Below are 16,565 nucleotides of genomic sequence, written 5' to 3'. Positions count from 1 at the left end.
GGGGTCAGATCTACTTGTACCGGTAGACGATCCGGCCACGCGTCAGGTCGTACGGAGAGAGCTCCACCACGACCCGGTCGTCAGGGAGGATGCGGATGTAGTGCATGCGCATCTTGCCGCTGATGTGTGCCAGGACCTGGTGGCCGTTCTGGAGCTCGACCTTGAACATCGCGTTCGGCAGAGACTCGACGACAGTGCCCTCGATCTCGATGGCACCTTGCTTCTTGGCCACGCTTCGCCCTTCGAATCGACTACCTTGGCCGACTCCGTGTCGCGGACATGCCGATACACGAGAGCCGACGACCGAGTCTACGTCACCCCTCGAAGAAACACGAATCGCCTATGTCTGCCCACGGACGGCCCCTCTCAACCAGCAATCGCCGGACAGGCTGGTTTTCCAGCCTGTCCGGCGATTGAGGACAAAAGGTCAGCCCAGCGGATCGGGCGCCACGGTGATCCCCATCGCCCCGAGCTTCGCCTTCCCGCCGTCCTCGGCCGTCAGGACAATGGGCCCCTCAGCGGTCAGAGCCACCGAGTGTTCCCAGTGCGAGGACCACGAGTGGTCGATCGTCTCGACCGTCCACTCGTCCTCCAGCACCTCCGTCTTCGGCGACCCCAGCGAGACCATCGGCTCGATGGCGAGGCAGAAGCCGGGCACGAGCTTCGGGCCCTTGCCGCGCCGCCGCTCGACGTAGTTCAGCAGGTGCGGGTCCATGTGCATCGCGGTGCCGATGCCGTGCCCGCCGTAGTCCTCGATGATCCCGTACTTGCCGCCGCCCGGCTTCGGCTGCCGGCGGATGTACGTCTCGATCGCGCGCGAAACGTCCACGAGGCGGTTGCCGAGCTTCATCGCGGCGATCCCGGCCCACATCGACTCCTCGGTCACCCGGGACAGCTCGACCAGCTCCGGAGCGTGACCCGAGCCCACGAAGGCGGTGAAGGCCGCGTCCCCGTGCCAGCCGTCCACGATGGCCCCCGCGTCGATCGAGATGAGGTCCCCGTCCTTGAGGACCGTCTCGTCGTCCGGGATGCCGTGCACCACGACGTCGTTCACCGAGGTGCAGATCGTCGCGGGGAAGCCCCCGTACCCGAGGAAGTTCGGCTTCGCGCCGTGCTCGGCGAGCACCTTGCGCGCCACCTGGTCGAGGTCGCGCGTCGTGGCGCCCGGCACGGCCGCCTCCCGCGTCGCGCGGTGCACGGCGGCGACGACAAGACCCGCCTCACGCATCTTCGCGATCTGCTCCGGGGTCTTGATCTCGACCACGCCCATGCTTCACGGCTCCCGTTCCTGGTGGATCTGTCCTGGTGGACCTGAAAAGAACTCGCACACAACACTACGGCCGCACCCCCGGGAAGGGGTACGGCCGTAGCACGTACGACATGAGCGACGACAGCGCGCCACGAGGGGAGAGGCCGGGCCTCAGCCCTCCAGCGCCGCCAGCGCCCGCTCGGTGACCTCGTTCACCTTGCCGAGCGCGGGGATCGTCCTGACGAGGTCCTGCGCCCGGTAGAAGTCGATGATCGGCTCGGTCTCCGTGTGGTAGACCTCCAGGCGCTTGCGGACCGTCTCCTCCTTGTCGTCGTCCCGCTGGTACAGCTCGCCGCCGCAGACGTCGCAGACGCCCTCCTGCTTCGGCTTGCTGTACGTGACGTGGAAGACGTGACTGGAGTCGTTGCGGCAGATGCGGCGGCCCGCGATGCGCTTGACCACCTCGTCCTCGGGGACCTCCAGGTCCAGGACCGCGTCGAGCCCCACACCCCACTCCTTGAGGATGCCGTCCAGCGCCTCGGCCTGGCCGACGTTGCGGGGGAAGCCGTCGAGCAGGAAGCCGTTCGCGGCGTCCTCCTGCTCCATGCGGTCCTTCGCCATCCCGATGGTGACCTCGTCCGGAACCAGGTTGCCCGCGTCCATGTAGGACTTCGCGCGCTTCCCCAGTTCGGTGCCCTGGCTGATGTTCGCCCGGAACAGGTCTCCGGTGGAGATGTGCGGGATCGACAGCTTCTTGGCGAGGAACGCGGCCTGCGTTCCCTTGCCCGCCCCAGGCGGCCCGACGAGGACGATACGCATCAGCGGAGGAACCCTTCGTAGTTGCGCTGCTGGAGCTGGCTCTCGATCTGCTTCACGGTCTCCAGACCCACACCCACGATGATCAGGATGCTCGTCCCGCCGAACGGGAAGTTGCCATTAGCCCCGAAGCCCGCCAGTGCCAACGTCGGCACCAGCGCGATCAGCCCCAAATACAGCGAGCCCGGCCAGGTGATCCGGTTGAGTACGTAGCTCAGGTACTCGGCGGTCGGTCGGCCAGCCCGGATGCCCGGGATGAACCCACCATACTTCTTCATGTTGTCCGCGACTTCTTCGGGGTTGAACGAGATGGCCACGTAGAAGAACGCGAAGAAGACGATGAGCAAGAAGTACAGAACCACGTGCGGCCACGCGGAGGTATCGGCCAGATTGTCGCGAATCCAGGTGGCCCAGCTCGCCTGCGAATCGGTGAACTGGACGATCAGCGCCGGGATGTAGAGGAGCGACGAGGCGAAGATCACAGGGATCACGCCCGCCTGGTTCACCTTGAGCGGGATGTACGTGGACGTCCCGCCGTAGGAACGGCGGCCGATCATGCGCTTCGCGTACTGGACCGGGATACGGCGCTGGGCCTGCTCGACGAAGACCACCAGAGCGACCATGACGAGGCCCACCAGGATCACGGTGCCGAACTCGATCCAGCCGTCGGCGAGGTCGCCGCCCTTCTTGATCGCCCAGAGCGAGCCGGGGAAGCCGGCCGCGATCGAGACGAACATCAGGATCGACATGCCGTTGCCGATGCCGCGGTCGGTGATCAGCTCACCGAGCCACATGACGGTGGCGGTACCGGCGGTCATCGTGAGGACCATGACGACGGTCGTGAAGATCGACTGGTCCGGGACGATGTCCCCGGCGACCGAGCAGCCCTGGAAGATCGCGCCGCTGCGCGCGGTCGCGACGAGCCCGGTGCCCTGGAGCACCGCGAGGGCGACCGTCAGGTAACGGGTGTACTGGGTGATCTTCGCCGTACCGGACTGGCCCTCCTTCTTGAGGGCTTCGAGTCGCGGGATCACGACGGTGAGCAGCTGGAGAATGATGCTCGACGTGATGTAGGGGAGAATCCCCAGCGCGAAGATGGTGATCTGGAGCAGCGCCCCGCCACTGAACAGGTTCACCAGGCCGAAGAGGCCGGAGTTGGTGTTGGCCTGGTCGAGACAGGTCTGGACGTTCTTGTAGTTCACCCCCGGGATCGGTACGTGCGTACCGAGCCGGTAGATCACGATGATGCCCAGCGTGAAGAGCAGCTTCTTGCGCAGGTCGGGCGTTTTGAACGCTCGGGCGAACGCGGTGAGCACGGTGCCTCCTGCGACCCCCGCGCTACTGCGCCAGAGGTGACGGTCTTGAGGTTCGGCGGTAACGGAACTGACGGAACTACTACGGGACTACTGCGGTACTGCTTTGTTCTCACAGAGACAACCGCGTGACACCCCACAGGGACACGCCACGCGGCACAGTCGACGCCACCTTACCGGCGCTCCCTGTCCCTGGGGAACGACCGGCCACGGGGAGCGCGCGCCAGAAACGGCGGCCACAGCACCACACACCGGCGCACACCCCCCACAACGACCACCGGGGACACCCCAGGGAAGAACCCTGGAGTGTCCCCGGTGGGGTGTGCGTCGCCGAAGTGCCTCACGGTGGGGGCACTTCACGCGTCCGAGACCCGAAGGCTCAGACGAGCTCGGTGACGGTGCCGCCGGCGGCGGTGATCTTCTCCTTGGCGGAGGCGGAGGCCTTGTCGACCTTCACCGTCAGCGCCACGGAGAGCTCGCCCTGGCCGAGCACCTTCACGAGGCTGTTCTTGCGGACCGCGCCCTTCGCGACCAGGTCCTCGACGGTGACCTCGCCGCCCTCGGGGTAGAGGGCGACCAGCGCGTCGAGGTTGACGACCTGGTACTCGGTGCGGAACGGGTTCTTGAAGCCCTTGAGCTTCGGGAGCCGCATGTGGAGGGGCATCTGCCCACCCTCGAAGCGCTCCGGAACCTGGTAGCGGGCCTTGGTGCCCTTGGTGCCACGACCAGCGGTCTTACCCTTCGACGCCTCACCACGACCCACACGGGTCTTGGCGGTCTTGGCGCCCGGGGCAGGCCGGAGGTTGTGGACCTTGAGCGGCTTCTGCTCGCTCATGTCAGTCGACCTCCTCGACCGTCACGAGGTGGCGGACGGTGTGCACCATGCCGCGGAACTCGGGACGATCCTCCTTGACAACCGTGTCGTGCAGGCGCTTGAGCCCGAGCGAACGCAGGGTGTCGCGGTGGTTCTGCTTGCTGCCGATGTACGACTTCGTCTGCGTGATCTTGAGGCGGGCCATCAGACACCCGCCCCGGCACGCGCACGGAGCAGGGCCGCGGGGGCCACGTCCTCGAGGGGCAGACCGCGGCGGGCCGCGATCTCCTCGGGACGCTGGAGGCCCTTGAGGGCCGCCACAGTCGCGTGAACGATGTTGATCGCGTTGTCGGAGCCGAGCGACTTCGACAGGATGTCGTGCACGCCGGCGCACTCCAGGACGGCACGCACGGGACCACCGGCGATCACACCGGTACCCGGCGACGCCGGCTTCAGGAGCACGACGCCGGCGGCCTTCTCGCCCTGGATCGGGTGCGGGATGGTGCCCTGGATACGGGGGACCTTGAAGAAGTGCTTCTTGGCCTCCTCCACACCCTTGGCGATGGCGGCCGGCACCTCCTTGGCCTTGCCGTAGCCGACACCGACGGTGCCGTCCGCGTCGCCCACCACGACCAGCGCGGTGAAGCTGAAGCGGCGACCACCCTTGACTACCTTGGCGACACGGTTGATCGCGACGACGCGCTCGACGTACGCGGTCTTCTCGGCAGCGGAAGCTCCGCCGTCACGGCCCTTCCGGTCCCGCCGCTCGCCACCGGCACCGCTACCGCGGCGCTGGGGTCCAGCCATTGGATTACCTCTCTCTTTTCCGCTAGCTACGCAGCGACTTGACGTCGCTGTGCGACGGGCGGCTCAGAACTTGAGCCCGGCCTCGCGGGCGGCGTCCGCGAGGGCGGCGATGCGCCCCGCGTACTTGTTGCCACCACGGTCGAACACGACGGCCTCGACACCGGCGGCCTTGGCACGCTCGGCGACGAGCGCGCCGACCTGCTTGGCCAGGGCGCTCTTGTCGCCCTCGGTGCCGCGGATCGAGCTGTCCAGGGTGGACGCCGACGCCAGGGTGTGACCCTTGATGTCGTCGATCACCTGGGCGACCATGTGGCGGTTGGAACGCGTCACGACCAGGCGCGGACGCTCCGGCGTACCGGAGACGTGCTTGCGGACGCGGATGTGACGCCGCTTGATGGCGGCGCGCTTGTAGGCGTCGCCCTTGGCAATCTTTACACCGTATGCCATGGCTTACTTACCCGCCTTTCCGACCTTGCGCCGGATGACTTCGCCCTCGTACTTGACGCCCTTGGCCTTGTACGGGTCAGGCTTGCGCAGCTTGCGGATGTTCGCGGCGACCTCGCCCACCTTCTGCTTGTCGATGCCCTCGACCGAGAAGTGGGTGGGGTTCTCCACCTTGAACGAGATGCCCTCGGGCGCCTCGATGGTGATGGAGTGGCTGTAGCCCAGGGCGAACTCCAGGTTGGAGCCCTTCGCCTGGACGCGGTAGCCGACACCGCTGATTTCGAGCTTCTTCACGTAACCCTGGGTCACGCCGGTGATCATGTTCGCCACCAGCGTGCGGGACAGGCCGTGCAGAGCCCTGTTCTGACGCTCGTCGTTGGGGCGGGTCACCGAAAGGGTGCCGTCCTCGCCCTTGGCGATGTCGATCGGGGCGGCGATGGTGTGGCTGAGGGTGCCCTTGGGGCCCTTCACGTCAACCTTGCGCCCGTCGATGGTGACGTCCACGCCGGCGGGAACCGTGATGGGCAGCTTGCCGATTCGCGACATGTTGCTTTTCTCCGTTCCCGACTACCAGACGTAGGCGAGGACTTCCCCACCCACGCCCTTCTTCGACGCCTGCTTGTCGGTGAGCAGACCGTGCGACGTGGAGATGACCGCCACGCCCAGGCCGCCGAGCACCTTCGGCAGGTTGGTGGACTTCGCGTAGACCCGCAGGCCCGGCTTCGAGATCCGCTTGATGCCCGCGATGGAGCGCTCACGGTTCGGGCCGAACTTCAGCTCGATGACGAGGTTCTTGCCGACCTCGGCGTCCTCGGTCTTCCAGCCGGTGATGAAGCCCTCCTGCTGGAGGATCTCCGCGATGTGCGACTTGATCTTGCTGTGCGGCATCGACACGGAGTCGTGGTACGCCGAGTTGGCGTTCCGCAGACGCGTCAGCATGTCCGCGATGGGATCAGTCATGGTCATGAATTGGCCTTGGGCCTTTCTCGCCGTGGTTTCCTATGTGCGCCATCCCTCTCCCCGATCCGGGACGGGACGGGTGCGGCGCGGGGACCTACGGCGTAGTAAGCGTTGACTGCGGGCGTGTGCCCGCCAGTGGTCCAGGGCGGCGGGACGCCCAACCCTCCAAGACTAAGCCATGGAAGGCGGGGGTCCCGACGCCCCGATGCTTACCGAGAGGCTGGAGTCACCCTGAAAGGGCTGACTACCAGCTGCTCTTGGTCACGCCCGGCAGCTCGCCGCGGTGGGCCATCTCACGAAGGCACACGCGGCACAGGCCGAACTTGCGGTAGACGGAGTGCGGACGCCCGCAGCGCTGGCAGCGGGTGTACGCGCGCACGCCGAACTTCGGCTTGCGCTCGGACTTTGCGATGAGAGCCTTCTTCGCCACGGCTCACGCCTCCTTGAACGGGAAGCCGAGGTGACGGAGGAGCGAACGGCCCTCTTCGTCGTTGGTCGCCGTGGTCACCACGGTGATGTCCATACCCCGGGTGCGGTCGATCTTGTCCTGGTCGATCTCGTGGAACATGACCTGCTCGGTGAGACCGAAGGTGTAGTTGCCACGGCCGTCGAACTGCTTGGGGGACAGACCGCGGAAGTCGCGGATGCGCGGGAGCGCGAGCGACAGGGTGCGGTCCAGGAACTCCCACATGCGGTCGCCGCGGAGCGTGACGTGGGCGCCGATGGGCTGGCCCTCGCGCAGCTTGAACTGCGCGATGGACTTCCGGGCCTTCGTCACGGCCGGCTTCTGGCCGGTGATCGTGGTGAGGTCGCGGATGGCGCCGTCCATCAGCTTCGAGTCACGGGCGGCGTCGCCGACACCCATGTTGACCACGATCTTGACGAGACCGGGGATCTGCATGACGTTCTCGTACTTGAACTCGTCACGCAGCTTGCCCGCGATCTCCTCGCGGTACTTCTGCTTCAGGCGGGGGGCTGTGGTGGTCGTCATCAGATGTCCTCACCCGTCCGCTTGGCAACGCGGATCTTGGTGCCGTCCTCGTCGAAGCGGTAGCCGACGCGGGTGACGACCTTGTTGCCGTCCTTCTCCACGACCAGCTGCACGTTGCTCACGTGGACCGGCGCCTCGGTGGTGATGATGCCACCGGCCTGCGAGGCCTGCCCGGGCTGGTTCGCCTTGGTGTGCTTCTTGACCCGGTTGACACCCTCGACCAGGACGCGGTCCTCGCGGGGGAAGGCCGCGATGACCTTGCCCTGCTTGCCCTTGTCCTTACCGGTGATGACCTGGACCAGGTCGCCCTTCTTGATCTTCATGCTTACAGCACCTCCGGCGCGAGCGAGATGATCTTCATGAACTTCTTCTCGCGCAGCTCACGGCCCACCGGGCCGAAGATACGGGTGCCGCGGGGGTCGCCGTCGTTCTTGAGAATGACAGCGGCGTTCTCGTCGAAGCGGATGTACGAGCCATCCTGGCGACGGCGCTCCTTGACGGTGCGAACGATGACCGCCTTGACGACGTCACCCTTCTTCACGTTGCCGCCGGGGATCGCGTCCTTCACGGTGGCGACGATGACGTCACCGATGCCCGCGTAGCGGCGACCGGAGCCACCGAGAACACGGATGGTGAGGATTTCCTTCGCACCCGTGTTGTCGGCGACACGCAGTCGCGACTCCTGCTGGATCACGTCTGTCTCCTGATCGTCTGCCGGTTCCCCGGGGGCCGTGCCCGTAAGCAGGGCCCCCGGAGCCTGGCGGAACTGGTCCGAGGGGACGAACCGCCCCTCGGAGGGGTTTACTTGGCCTTTTCGAGGATCTCGACGATGCGCCAGTTCTTGCCGGCGGACAGCGGCCGGGTCTCCATGAGGAGGACGCGGTCGCCGACACCGGCGGAGTTCTGCTCGTCGTGAGCCTTCAGGCGGTGCGTACGGCGGATGACCTTGCCGTACAGCGCGTGCTTGACGCGGTCCTCGACAGCGACGACGACGGTCTTGTCCATCTTGTCGCTGACGACAAGGCCCTCGCGGACCTTGCGCTGGCCGCGTGCGGCCTTGGTCTCTTCAGTCACGTTGCTCTCGCTCATCAGGCGCTCTCCACCGTCTCGATGCCCAGCTCGCGCTCACGCATCAGGGTGTAGATCCGGGCGATGTCCTTGCGGACGGCCTTCAGCCGGCCGTGGTTCTCAAGCTGCCCGGTCGCCGCCTGGAAGCGGAGGTTGAACAGCTCTTCCTTGGCCTCGGTCAGCTTGGCAACAAGCTCCTCGTTGCCCAGCTCGCGCAGCTCGGACGCCTTGGTTCCGGCCGACATCACGCCTCACCTGCCTCGCGCCGCACGATCCGGCACTTCATCGGGAGCTTGTGAGCCGCGCGGGTGAGCGCCTCACGAGCGATCTTCTCGTTCGGGTAGGAGAGCTCGAACATCACCCGACCGGGCTTGACGTTCGCGATCCACCACTCCGGCGAACCCTTACCGGAACCCATGCGGGTCTCGGCAGGCTTCTTGGTCAGCGGGCGGTCCGGGTAGATGTTGATCCAGACCTTGCCGCCACGCTTGATGTGGCGGGTCATCGCGATACGGGCCGCCTCGATCTGGCGGTTGGTGACGTACGCGGGAGTGACGGCCTGGATGCCGTACTCGCCGAACGTGACCTCCGTACCACCCTTGGCCATGCCATCGCGCTTGGGGTGGTGCTGCTTGCGGTGCTTGACCCTGCGGGGGATCAGCATGGGTCAGCCCTCCGTTCCGGTGCTCTCGGCCGGAGCGGACGCGGCGGCAGGAGCCTCGGCCTTGGGGGCCTCGGCAGCCGGCGTCGACTGCGGCTTACGACCGCGACCGCCACGCTCGCCACCGCGGCCACCACGGGCCGGGCGGTCGTTGCCGCCACGGGCCGGACGGTTACCGGCGCGGGCCGCGGCGTTCTCGGCGCGAACCTCGGCGATGTTCTTGACGTCGCCCTTGTAGATCCAGACCTTCACGCCGATACGGCCGAAGGTCGTCTTGGCCTCGAAGAAGCCGTAGTCCACGTTCGCGCGGAGCGTGTGCAGGGGCACACGGCCCTCGCGGTAGAACTCCGAGCGGGACATCTCGGCGCCGCCGAGGCGACCGCCGCACTGGATCTTGATGCCCTTGGCACCGGCCTTCATGGAGGACTGCATGCTCTTGCGCATGGCCCGCCGGAAGGAGACGCGGCTGGAGAGCTGCTCGGCGACGGCCTGGGCCACGAGCTGAGCGTCGACCTCGGGGTTCTTGACCTCGAGGATGTTCAGCTGGACCTGCTTGCCGGTGAGCTTCTCCAGCTCGCCGCGGATGCGGTCGGCCTCCGCGCCGCGACGGCCGATGACGATGCCCGGCCGGGCGGTGTGGATGTCGACGCGGACGCGGTCACGGGTGCGCTCGATCTCCACCTTCGAGATACCGGCGCGCTCCATGCCCTTCGTCATCATGCGACGAATGGCGACGTCTTCCTTGACGTAGTCCTTGTACAGCTTGTCGGCGTACCACCGCGACTTGAAGTCGGTGGTGATGCCGAGCCGGAACCCGTGCGGGTTTACCTTCTGGCCCATTACCGGGTTCCTTCCTTGGCGCTGACGACCACGGTGATGTGGCTGGTCCGCTTGCGAATCCGGTAGGCGCGGCCCTGGGCGCGCGGACGGAAACGCTTGAGCGTCGGGCCCTCGTCGACGTACGCCTCGCTGATGACCAGCGTGGAGGCGTCGGTGTGGTCGTAGTTGTGCGCGGCGTTGGCGATGGCGCTGTCCAGCACCTTGCCAACGGGCTCACTCGCGGCCTGCGGGGCGAAGCGCAGGACCGCCTGGGCCTCCGTGGCGTCCATGCCACGGATGAGGTCCACCACACGGCGGGCCTTCATGGGCGTGACGCGGATGTACCGCGCCTGGGCCCTGGCTTCCATGGTTGTCCCTTCAGTGTCTGTCATTGGTCATTCACCCCGCCTTAGCGGCGCTTCGACTTCCGGTCGTCCTTGACGTGACCCCGGAAGGTGCGCGTCGGCGAGAACTCGCCGAGCTTGTGGCCGACCATGGACTCGGTGACAAACACCGGGATGTGGGTCTTGCCGTTGTGCACCGCGATCGTGTGGCCGAGCATGGCCGGGACGATCATCGAGCGACGGGACCAGGTCTTGATGACGTTCTTGGTGCCGGCTTCGTTCTGTACGTCCACCTTCTTGATGAGGTGGTCGTCGACGAAGGGCCCCTTCTTGAGACTGCGCGGCATCTAAACCCGCTCCTAGCGCTTCTTGTTCGTCTTGCGGCGGCGGACGATGTACTTGCTGCTCGCCTTCTTGGGAGAGCGAGTACGACCCTCCTTCTGACCCCAGGGGCTGACCGGGTGGCGACCACCGGAGGTCTTGCCCTCACCACCACCGTGGGGGTGGTCAACCGGGTTCATCGCCACACCGCGAACGGTCGGGCGCACGCCCAGCCAGCGCTTGCGGCCGGCCTTGCCCCAGTTGATGTTCGACTGCTCGGCGTTGCCGACCTCACCGACGGTGGCGCGGCAGCGCGCGTCCACCATGCGGATCTCGCCGGACGGCATACGCAGGGTCGCCATGGCGCCCTCGCGAGCGAGCAGCTGCACGGAGGCACCGGCGGAGCGGGCGAACTTGGCGCCGCCACCGGGGCGGAGCTCGATCGCGTGCACCGTCGTACCGACCGGGATGTGGCGCAGCGGCAGGTTGTTGCCGGGCTTGATGTCGGCGCCCTGGCCGTTCTCGACCCGGTCGCCCTGCTGGAGGCCGCGCGGCGCGATGATGTAGCGCTTCTCGCCGTCGGCGTAGTGCAGCAGCGCGATGCGCGCGGTGCGGTTCGGGTCGTACTCGATGTGCGCGACCTTCGCCGGCACGCCGTCCTTGTCGTGACGACGGAAGTCGATCACTCGGTAGGCGCGCTTGTGTCCGCCACCCTGGTGGCGAACGGTCACACGACCGGCGTTGTTACGGCCGCCCTTGCTGTGCAGCGGGCGGACCAGCGACTTCTCCGGCGTGGACCGCGTGACCTCGACGAAGTCGGCGACGCTGGAGCCACGACGGCCCGGAGTCGTCGGCTTGTACTTGCGGATACCCATTCTTAAGTCCTCGTCCGATATCGAACGATCCGGACCTCCGTCAGGAGGTCGGACCGCCGAAGATGTCGATACGGTCGCCCTCGGCGAGGGTCACGATCGCGCGCTTGCTGTCCGCACGCTTGCCGAAGCCGGTGCGGGTGCGCTTGCGCTTGCCCTGGCGGTTGATCGTGTTGACCCCGGTGACCTTGACCTCGAAGACCGCCTGGACGGCCTGCTTGATCTGGGTCTTGTTGGCCCGCGGGTCGACGATGAAGGTGTACTTGCCCTCGTCGAGCAGCGCGTAGCTCTTCTCCGAGACGACCGGACGCAGGAGGACGTCACGGGGGTCCGTGAAGCTCTTGCTCAGCGGCGTCTCGACGGTGTTCTTGCCCTCGGCCTCGTGGCGGCGCGCCTTGGCGACGCGCGCGGCCTTGGCGGCCTTGGCCGCCTTCGAGGCGATGCTCGGGTGACGCGTGGCCATCAGGCGTCACTCCCTTCCTTGTCGTTGGCCTGCGGGCCGGCGACGAAGGACTCGAAAGCGGCCTGGGTGAAGACCACGTCGTCCGAGACGAGAACGTCGTACGTGTTCAGCTGGCCCGGCTCCAGGATGTGCACCCGGGGCAGGTTGCGGGCGGAGAGCCACGCGGCCTCGTCGGAGCGCTCGGCGACCAGGAGCAGGTTCTTGCGCTCCGAGATCTTGCCGAACAGCGTCTTCGCGGCCTTCGTGGAGACCTCGCCCTCGATCACGCCGGAGACGACGTGGATGCGCGCGTTGCGGGCCCGGTCGGAGAGGGCACCGCGCAGGGCGGCGGCCTTCATCTTCTTCGGGGTCCGCTGCGAGTAGTCACGCGGCACGGGACCGTGCACGACGCCACCACCGGCGAACTGCGGAGCGCGGGTCGAGCCCTGGCGGGCGCGACCGGTGCCCTTCTGGCGGTACGGCTTCTTGCCGCCGCCGCGGACCTCGCCACGCGTCTTCGTCTTGTGCGTGCCCTGGCGGGCAGCGGCCAGCTGAGCGACGACGACCTGGTGGATCAGCGGAACGCTGACCTTCGCGTCGAAGATCTCCGCGGGGAGCTCGACGGTCCCGGCCTTGTCGCCCGCGGGCGAAAGGATGTCAACAGTGCTCATCGTTACCTCAGGCCCCCTTGGCCGCGGTGCGGACCAGGACGAGGCCGCCGTTCGGACCGGGGACGGCGCCCTTGATGAGCAGCAGACCCTTCTCCGCGTCAACGGCGTGGACGGTCAGGTTCTGGGTGGTGACCCGCTCGTTGCCCATGCGGCCCGCCATGCGCAGGCCCTTGAACACGCGGCCCGGGGTGGCGCAGCCACCGATGGAACCGGGCGAGCGGTGCTTGCGCTGGGTGCCGTGCCCGGCGCCGAGGCCCTTGAAGTTGTGACGCTTCATGACACCGGCGAAGCCCTTGCCCTTGCTCTTGCCGGTGACGTCGACCTTCACGCCCGACTCGAAGGTCTCGGCGGTGACTTCCTGGCCGAGGGTGTACTCGGAGGAGTCCGAGGTACGGATCTCGACGAGGTGGCGGCGGGGGGTCACGTCGGCCTTGGCGAAGTGGCCCTTGAGGGGCTTGTTCACCTTGCGCGGGTCGATCTCGCCGAAGGCGATCTGGACCGACTCGTAGCCGTCGCTGTCGTTCGTACGCACCTGGGTCACGACGCAGGGACCGGCCTTGACGACGGTCACGGGGACAACGCGGTTGTTGTCGTCCCAGACCTGCGTCATGCCGAGCTTCTCGCCCAGGATGCCCTTGATCTGCTTCGTCATTCTCAGATCACCGGCCCTCAGAGCTTGATCTCGATGTCGACACCGGCCGGGAGGTCGAGTCGCATCAGGGAGTCAACGGTCTTGGGCGTCGGGTCGAGGATGTCGATCAGGCGCTTGTGGGTACGCATCTCGAAGTGCTCGCGCGAGTCCTTGTACTTGTGCGGCGACTTGATGACGCAGTACACGTTCTTCTCAGTGGGCAGCGGCACCGGGCCCGCGACCGACGCACCAGTACGCGTCACCGTCTCGACGATCTTCTTCGCCGAGGAGTCGATGACCTCGTGGTCGTAGGCCTTGAGCCGGATGCGGATCTTCTGTCCCGCCATGGCTACTTGGTAGTCCTGTCTCTCGTCACGCTCTTGCGGCCCCGGGGATTCCTGTCCGCTTCTCTCCGGCACACGCGGTCGGGCGTGTCGCATTGCCGCCAACAGCGAACCGCTGGGGTTTTGCGATCGTGACCGCGGGATTCGGGGAGGAGCCTCCACCAGGGCGCCTGGTCGGCACCGCGCCTTGCTTCCCGGAAGATTCCCGTACGTCCGGCCCTCAACAGGGCCGACGAGTACCGTGGGACTCGCTTCCGGTCCTCCCGGCGGGAGGCGCGCAGCATCGGCACTCAACCGAGCAACCTGGTCAGTGTGCCACACGAAGCGAGCTGCTAGCCAATCGGGCCGGACAGCTTACCCCCGCGGGGGCGGGGTTCAAACGGGGGTGCGGGTCGCTCGGCCGACCGGGGGAAGCGGAAGGGGGCCGACCGGGCGGCGAAGTCAACCGAATGGCCGCATGCCGCTCGTACCGGCGAAGATCTGGCATATGCCGATGTGATCGACGTGCGGACCACTTAGCGTGACATCACGGTCACCGCACCACACGAAGCCCTGCACCGGGTCTTCCTCCAGGACAAGACCCTCTACGCCCTGGCCTGGCAGGCCGACGCGATCGCCGCCGCCTATCTCGACACATGGACGGACAACGCTCTGACCGCCACCACACTCGCCGAGGTCTTCGCCCGCCCCCAGTAGCCCGCCCCCGAGCCCGCCGCCCCTGGCGGGCTCAGTACTTGCCATCGACCGGTATCCAGTCGGACCAGGCGTCCGGGACGTAGAACTTCCCGGTGCCGGAGTCGTAGCGCAGGGCGCGGAGCTGGATGTTGCCCTTCTCCCAGTAGTCGTAGTCGCACTTGACCCAGTGGTTCACGCCCGCCTTGTTGACGCAGACGCGCGAGGCGCGGCCGTAGTCGGTGTAGACGCCGCCCGCCGCCGACATGCCGTCCTTCCTCGTGTCGAGGACCCAGACCACGTCGCCGTACGGAACGAAGCAGGCGGTCGAGCCGTAGGCGGCCGTCGTGCCGACGCAGGAGGGGGCGGCCGTCGTCGTCGCCGCGGCGCGGGTCGCCACGGCGTCCGTACCGCTCTGTGCGAAGGGCCCCTGCGTGCCCATGTCCACGCCCTCCACGATCTCGGGGGCCTCCTCGGCCGCGCTCGCGGGCCCCGTACCGAGGAGCGCGCCGCCGAGCACCACCGCACCGGCCAGAGCCCCCCACCTGCCGAGACGGCGTCCTCGCACTGTGTCCACTCCCCAAAATCGATCACCTGCGTACGACAAGTGATCGTAGCCATCAGGAAAAGTGAAGAAAAGATGATGGCCGCGTCCGCTCCGCGACCACCCCGCGCCCCGCTTACGGGTGCGCGAGCCCCCGCGCCGTCGCCTTCAGCAGCCGCGTCACCCTCTCCCCCATGCCGTAGGCCGTGTGGGCCCACTCGGGGTGCTGTGCGTAGAGGGTGGCGAGGGTGGCCGTGGGGTGGGCGATCTGCCAGGCGTGGGCGGTCTGGGCGGCTGTGGCGGCGATCAGGTCGGCGACCTGGGGGGCCGTCATCGTGCCCGCCTCGGCGAGCGCGACCGACATCGCCGCGACCGAGGTGACGGAGAGTTCCTTGTAGCGGCGGGCGCGTTCCAGGGGGACCTCGCCCTCCAGGCTCAGCGGGATGTGCGTGAAGAGGTCGCACAGCAGAGGGCGCGCGAGGAGGCCCGTGGCGAGCACTTCCGCCGTCTCCTCCGGGCTCAGGTCGGTGGCGGCCTTCGCGCGGCGGAGCACCTCCTCGCGCCAGTCCACCCACTCGCGTTCGGCGAGTTCGAGGAGGAGTTCCTCCTTGCTGTCGAAGTAGCGGCGGATCGCCGAGGGGTGGAGTCCGGCCGTCTCCGTGACCGCCGCCAGCGTGAGGTACCGCACTCCCCCGGTCTCGGCCGCGAGCCTGCGGGCCGCGTCGAGCAGGTCCTCGGCACGCTGCTGCTTGGCCTCCTGGGAGCGGGCGCGGCGGTGGGTGGGCATGGACCCAAATCTAGCGTCCGGGCGACGCGGGACCCATTTAACGCGTGCCGCGTGCGTTAAACGCCGACGCGGTGTACCGTGGAGGCAGATAACGCAATCCCATTGCGTTACAACTCCCCTTCTTCCGGAGGCTCCTCCCATGTCCCAGGTCTTCCTCGTCACCGGGTCCTCGCGCGGTCTCGGCCGCGCCCTCGTCGAGACCGCGCTCCGGGCCGGTCACCGCGTGCTCGCCACGGCGCGCGATCCCCGTACGCTCGACGACCTGCGCGCCTCGTACGGGGACGCGCTCGCCACCACGCGGCACGACGTGACCGATCCGGCCTCCGCAGAGCGCGTCGTCGCCGAGGCGGTCGAGCGCTTCGGGCGGCTCGACGTCCTCGTCAACAACGCGGGGCAGGCGGACCTCGTCACGATCGAGGACACCGACATCGACGTCTTCCGCCGGCAGATGGACACGAACTTCTACGGGGTCGTGTACACGAGCCGCGCGGCGCTCCCCGTGCTGCGCGAGCAGGGCGGCGGCCACATCATCCAGATCTCCTCGGTCGGCGGCCGCGTCGCGAGCCCGGGGCTCGGGGCGTACCAGTCGGCGAAGTGGGCCGTGGGCGGCTTCTCGGAGGTGCTCGCGGCGGAGACGGCCTCGTTCGGCGTCAAGGTCACGGTCGTCGAGCCGGGCGGGATGCGGACCCAGTGGGGTGCCGGGTCGATGAAGGTGCCGGAGGCCAGCGGCCCGTACCAGGAGCTGATGGCCGGCGCCGCGAAGCTGCGGACCGACTTCGACACCCGCGCGCCCGGCGACCCCGTCCGCGTCGCCGAGGCGGTCCTGACCGTCGCCTCGCTCGACGAGCCCCCCGTCCGTCTCCTGCTCGGCAGCGACGCCTACGAGTACGGGCGCGCCGCCTGGTCGGGCCGCGTCGCCGAGGACGCGAAGTGGGAGGACCTGAGCCGCTCGGCGGACTTCCCGAAGGGGGAGTGAGGGGGTGCGGCGGCGCCTC

The 16,565-nt window shown here is 67.6% G+C and carries 28 protein-coding genes; 1 reads left to right on the top strand and 27 read right to left on the bottom strand.

Annotated features, from left to right (window positions below):
• Positions 1–10: 10 nt before the first annotated feature.
• From infA to ACIP4O_RS04235, 27 genes are all read right to left on the bottom strand, one after another.
• Positions 11–232: a translation initiation factor IF-1 gene (infA, locus tag ACIP4O_RS04365; protein WP_003948620.1), complete on the bottom strand. Its 222-nt coding sequence runs from the start codon at positions 230–232 to the stop codon at positions 11–13.
• Between the two features lie 195 nt (positions 233–427).
• Complete coding sequence (gene map / locus ACIP4O_RS04360; RefSeq protein WP_401573815.1) at positions 428–1,264, bottom strand: type I methionyl aminopeptidase; 837 nt, start codon at positions 1,262–1,264, stop codon at positions 428–430.
• Between the two features lie 156 nt (positions 1,265–1,420).
• Entirely contained in the window at positions 1,421–2,068 is a 648-nt protein-coding gene (locus ACIP4O_RS04355) for an adenylate kinase (protein WP_401571330.1), read from the bottom strand.
• Entirely contained in the window at positions 2,068–3,381 is a 1,314-nt protein-coding gene (gene secY, locus ACIP4O_RS04350) for a preprotein translocase subunit SecY (protein WP_361320368.1), read from the bottom strand. Before secY ends, ACIP4O_RS04355 begins: the two co-directional genes overlap by 1 nt.
• Positions 3,382–3,757: 376 nt before the next feature.
• Positions 3,758–4,213: a 50S ribosomal protein L15 gene (rplO, locus tag ACIP4O_RS04345; protein WP_164285246.1), complete on the bottom strand. Its 456-nt coding sequence runs from the start codon at positions 4,211–4,213 to the stop codon at positions 3,758–3,760.
• 1 nt (position 4,214) lies between these two features.
• Positions 4,215–4,397, bottom strand: coding sequence for a 50S ribosomal protein L30 (rpmD, locus tag ACIP4O_RS04340; RefSeq protein ID WP_056701158.1), 183 nt, complete (start codon positions 4,395–4,397; stop codon positions 4,215–4,217).
• Positions 4,397–4,999: a 30S ribosomal protein S5 gene (gene rpsE, locus ACIP4O_RS04335; protein ID WP_008747483.1), complete on the bottom strand. Its 603-nt coding sequence runs from the start codon at positions 4,997–4,999 to the stop codon at positions 4,397–4,399. Before rpsE ends, rpmD begins: the two co-directional genes overlap by 1 nt.
• Positions 5,000–5,062: 63 nt before the next feature.
• Positions 5,063–5,446 (bottom strand): 50S ribosomal protein L18, encoded by a 384-nt coding sequence (gene rplR / locus ACIP4O_RS04330; protein ID WP_007826004.1) that lies wholly within the window; start codon positions 5,444–5,446, stop codon positions 5,063–5,065.
• A 3-nt stretch (positions 5,447–5,449) separates the two neighbouring features.
• Positions 5,450–5,989 carry a 50S ribosomal protein L6 gene (gene rplF, locus ACIP4O_RS04325; RefSeq protein ID WP_009066249.1) on the bottom strand — a complete coding sequence of 180 codons (540 nt, stop codon included), beginning with the start codon at positions 5,987–5,989 and terminating at the stop codon, positions 5,450–5,452.
• Between the two features lie 21 nt (positions 5,990–6,010).
• Positions 6,011–6,409 (bottom strand): 30S ribosomal protein S8, encoded by a 399-nt coding sequence (gene rpsH, locus ACIP4O_RS04320; protein ID WP_007826000.1) that lies wholly within the window; start codon positions 6,407–6,409, stop codon positions 6,011–6,013.
• A gap of 238 nt (positions 6,410–6,647) precedes the next feature.
• Positions 6,648–6,833 (bottom strand): type Z 30S ribosomal protein S14, encoded by a 186-nt coding sequence (locus ACIP4O_RS04315; protein ID WP_008747480.1) that lies wholly within the window; start codon positions 6,831–6,833, stop codon positions 6,648–6,650.
• A gap of 3 nt (positions 6,834–6,836) precedes the next feature.
• Entirely contained in the window at positions 6,837–7,394 is a 558-nt protein-coding gene (gene rplE, locus ACIP4O_RS04310) for a 50S ribosomal protein L5 (protein WP_030994300.1), read from the bottom strand.
• On the bottom strand, positions 7,394–7,717 hold the full coding sequence (rplX, locus tag ACIP4O_RS04305; RefSeq protein WP_361320363.1) for a 50S ribosomal protein L24: 324 nt from the start codon (positions 7,715–7,717) through the stop codon (positions 7,394–7,396). Before rplX ends, rplE begins: the two co-directional genes overlap by 1 nt.
• 2 nt (positions 7,718–7,719) lie before the next feature.
• A complete protein-coding gene (rplN, locus tag ACIP4O_RS04300) occupies positions 7,720–8,088 on the bottom strand; it encodes a 50S ribosomal protein L14 (protein WP_003966950.1) in 369 nt (122 codons plus the stop codon).
• 107 nt (positions 8,089–8,195) lie between these two features.
• On the bottom strand, positions 8,196–8,483 hold the full coding sequence (rpsQ, locus tag ACIP4O_RS04295) for a 30S ribosomal protein S17 (RefSeq protein WP_007825995.1): 288 nt from the start codon (positions 8,481–8,483) through the stop codon (positions 8,196–8,198).
• Entirely contained in the window at positions 8,483–8,707 is a 225-nt protein-coding gene (gene rpmC / locus ACIP4O_RS04290) for a 50S ribosomal protein L29 (RefSeq protein WP_007825990.1), read from the bottom strand. The genes rpsQ and rpmC overlap by 1 nt, the downstream gene beginning before the upstream one ends.
• A complete protein-coding gene (gene rplP / locus ACIP4O_RS04285; RefSeq protein ID WP_007825988.1) occupies positions 8,707–9,126 on the bottom strand; it encodes a 50S ribosomal protein L16 in 420 nt (139 codons plus the stop codon). Before rplP ends, rpmC begins: the two co-directional genes overlap by 1 nt.
• Before the next feature lie 3 nt (positions 9,127–9,129).
• Positions 9,130–9,963, bottom strand: a complete 834-nt coding sequence (rpsC, locus tag ACIP4O_RS04280) for a 30S ribosomal protein S3 (RefSeq protein ID WP_007825986.1) — start codon at positions 9,961–9,963, stop codon at positions 9,130–9,132.
• Positions 9,963–10,310, bottom strand: a complete 348-nt coding sequence (gene rplV, locus ACIP4O_RS04275) for a 50S ribosomal protein L22 (RefSeq protein WP_010266243.1) — start codon at positions 10,308–10,310, stop codon at positions 9,963–9,965. Before rplV ends, rpsC begins: the two co-directional genes overlap by 1 nt.
• Before the next feature lie 41 nt (positions 10,311–10,351).
• Complete coding sequence (gene rpsS, locus ACIP4O_RS04270) at positions 10,352–10,633, bottom strand: 30S ribosomal protein S19 (protein ID WP_003948639.1); 282 nt, start codon at positions 10,631–10,633, stop codon at positions 10,352–10,354.
• A gap of 12 nt (positions 10,634–10,645) precedes the next feature.
• Positions 10,646–11,482, bottom strand: coding sequence for a 50S ribosomal protein L2 (gene rplB, locus ACIP4O_RS04265; RefSeq protein WP_008747478.1), 837 nt, complete (start codon positions 11,480–11,482; stop codon positions 10,646–10,648).
• A 40-nt stretch (positions 11,483–11,522) separates the two neighbouring features.
• A complete protein-coding gene (gene rplW, locus ACIP4O_RS04260; protein ID WP_007825983.1) occupies positions 11,523–11,942 on the bottom strand; it encodes a 50S ribosomal protein L23 in 420 nt (139 codons plus the stop codon).
• Positions 11,942–12,592, bottom strand: a complete 651-nt coding sequence (rplD, locus tag ACIP4O_RS04255) for a 50S ribosomal protein L4 (protein WP_007825982.1) — start codon at positions 12,590–12,592, stop codon at positions 11,942–11,944. Before rplD ends, rplW begins: the two co-directional genes overlap by 1 nt.
• Before the next feature lie 7 nt (positions 12,593–12,599).
• Positions 12,600–13,244 carry a 50S ribosomal protein L3 gene (rplC, locus tag ACIP4O_RS04250; protein ID WP_007825980.1) on the bottom strand — a complete coding sequence of 215 codons (645 nt, stop codon included), beginning with the start codon at positions 13,242–13,244 and terminating at the stop codon, positions 12,600–12,602.
• Positions 13,245–13,261: 17 nt separating this feature from the next.
• Positions 13,262–13,570, bottom strand: a complete 309-nt coding sequence (rpsJ, locus tag ACIP4O_RS04245) for a 30S ribosomal protein S10 (protein ID WP_003948644.1) — start codon at positions 13,568–13,570, stop codon at positions 13,262–13,264.
• A 724-nt stretch (positions 13,571–14,294) separates the two neighbouring features.
• A complete protein-coding gene (locus ACIP4O_RS04240; protein ID WP_401573813.1) occupies positions 14,295–14,762 on the bottom strand; it encodes a hypothetical protein in 468 nt (155 codons plus the stop codon).
• A gap of 157 nt (positions 14,763–14,919) precedes the next feature.
• Positions 14,920–15,570 (bottom strand): TetR family transcriptional regulator, encoded by a 651-nt coding sequence (locus tag ACIP4O_RS04235; RefSeq protein WP_401571323.1) that lies wholly within the window; start codon positions 15,568–15,570, stop codon positions 14,920–14,922.
• A gap of 139 nt (positions 15,571–15,709) precedes the next feature.
• Here ACIP4O_RS04235 and ACIP4O_RS04230 point away from each other — a divergent pair, with 139 nt between their 5' ends.
• Positions 15,710–16,546, top strand: coding sequence for an SDR family NAD(P)-dependent oxidoreductase (locus ACIP4O_RS04230; RefSeq protein ID WP_401571320.1), 837 nt, complete (start codon positions 15,710–15,712; stop codon positions 16,544–16,546).
• The last annotated feature ends 19 nt before the right edge of the window (positions 16,547–16,565 follow it).

The sequence above is a fragment of the Streptomyces sp. NPDC088923 genome, from assembly GCF_044749745.1.
GTDB lineage: Bacteria > Actinomycetota > Actinomycetes > Streptomycetales > Streptomycetaceae > Streptomyces.
Note: the sequence above shows the minus strand (reverse complement) of the source record. Positions and strands in the feature narration are given on the sequence as shown.

Coding starts and splice junctions, on each gene's coding strand:
- rpsS (WP_003948639.1), bottom strand. CDS start 10,633: ATGCCGCGCAGTCTCAAGAAGGGGCCCTTCGTCGACGACCACCTCATC.
- ACIP4O_RS04230 (WP_401571320.1), top strand. CDS start 15,710: ATGTCCCAGGTCTTCCTCGTCACCGGGTCCTCGCGCGGTCTCGGCCGC.
- rpmC (WP_007825990.1), bottom strand. CDS start 8,707: ATGTCGGCCGGAACCAAGGCGTCCGAGCTGCGCGAGCTGGGCAACGAG.
- rplX (WP_361320363.1), bottom strand. CDS start 7,717: ATGAAGATCAAGAAGGGCGACCTGGTCCAGGTCATCACCGGTAAGGAC.
- rplD (WP_007825982.1), bottom strand. CDS start 12,592: ATGAGCACTGTTGACATCCTTTCGCCCGCGGGCGACAAGGCCGGGACC.
- rplP (WP_007825988.1), bottom strand. CDS start 9,126: ATGCTGATCCCCCGCAGGGTCAAGCACCGCAAGCAGCACCACCCCAAG.
- rplB (WP_008747478.1), bottom strand. CDS start 11,482: ATGGGTATCCGCAAGTACAAGCCGACGACTCCGGGCCGTCGTGGCTCC.
- rplW (WP_007825983.1), bottom strand. CDS start 11,942: ATGGCCACGCGTCACCCGAGCATCGCCTCGAAGGCGGCCAAGGCCGCC.
- rpsC (WP_007825986.1), bottom strand. CDS start 9,963: ATGGGCCAGAAGGTAAACCCGCACGGGTTCCGGCTCGGCATCACCACC.
- rplC (WP_007825980.1), bottom strand. CDS start 13,244: ATGACGAAGCAGATCAAGGGCATCCTGGGCGAGAAGCTCGGCATGACG.
- rplE (WP_030994300.1), bottom strand. CDS start 7,394: ATGACGACCACCACAGCCCCCCGCCTGAAGCAGAAGTACCGCGAGGAG.
- ACIP4O_RS04355 (WP_401571330.1), bottom strand. CDS start 2,068: ATGCGTATCGTCCTCGTCGGGCCGCCTGGGGCGGGCAAGGGAACGCAG.
- rplV (WP_010266243.1), bottom strand. CDS start 10,310: ATGGAAGCCAGGGCCCAGGCGCGGTACATCCGCGTCACGCCCATGAAG.
- ACIP4O_RS04235 (WP_401571323.1), bottom strand. CDS start 15,570: ATGCCCACCCACCGCCGCGCCCGCTCCCAGGAGGCCAAGCAGCAGCGT.
- rpsE (WP_008747483.1), bottom strand. CDS start 4,999: ATGGCTGGACCCCAGCGCCGCGGTAGCGGTGCCGGTGGCGAGCGGCGG.
- rpmD (WP_056701158.1), bottom strand. CDS start 4,397: ATGGCCCGCCTCAAGATCACGCAGACGAAGTCGTACATCGGCAGCAAG.
- rpsH (WP_007826000.1), bottom strand. CDS start 6,409: ATGACCATGACTGATCCCATCGCGGACATGCTGACGCGTCTGCGGAAC.
- rpsJ (WP_003948644.1), bottom strand. CDS start 13,570: ATGGCGGGACAGAAGATCCGCATCCGGCTCAAGGCCTACGACCACGAG.
- rplO (WP_164285246.1), bottom strand. CDS start 4,213: ATGAGCGAGCAGAAGCCGCTCAAGGTCCACAACCTCCGGCCTGCCCCG.
- rplR (WP_007826004.1), bottom strand. CDS start 5,446: ATGGCATACGGTGTAAAGATTGCCAAGGGCGACGCCTACAAGCGCGCC.
- rplF (WP_009066249.1), bottom strand. CDS start 5,989: ATGTCGCGAATCGGCAAGCTGCCCATCACGGTTCCCGCCGGCGTGGAC.
- rpsQ (WP_007825995.1), bottom strand. CDS start 8,483: ATGAGCGAGAGCAACGTGACTGAAGAGACCAAGGCCGCACGCGGCCAG.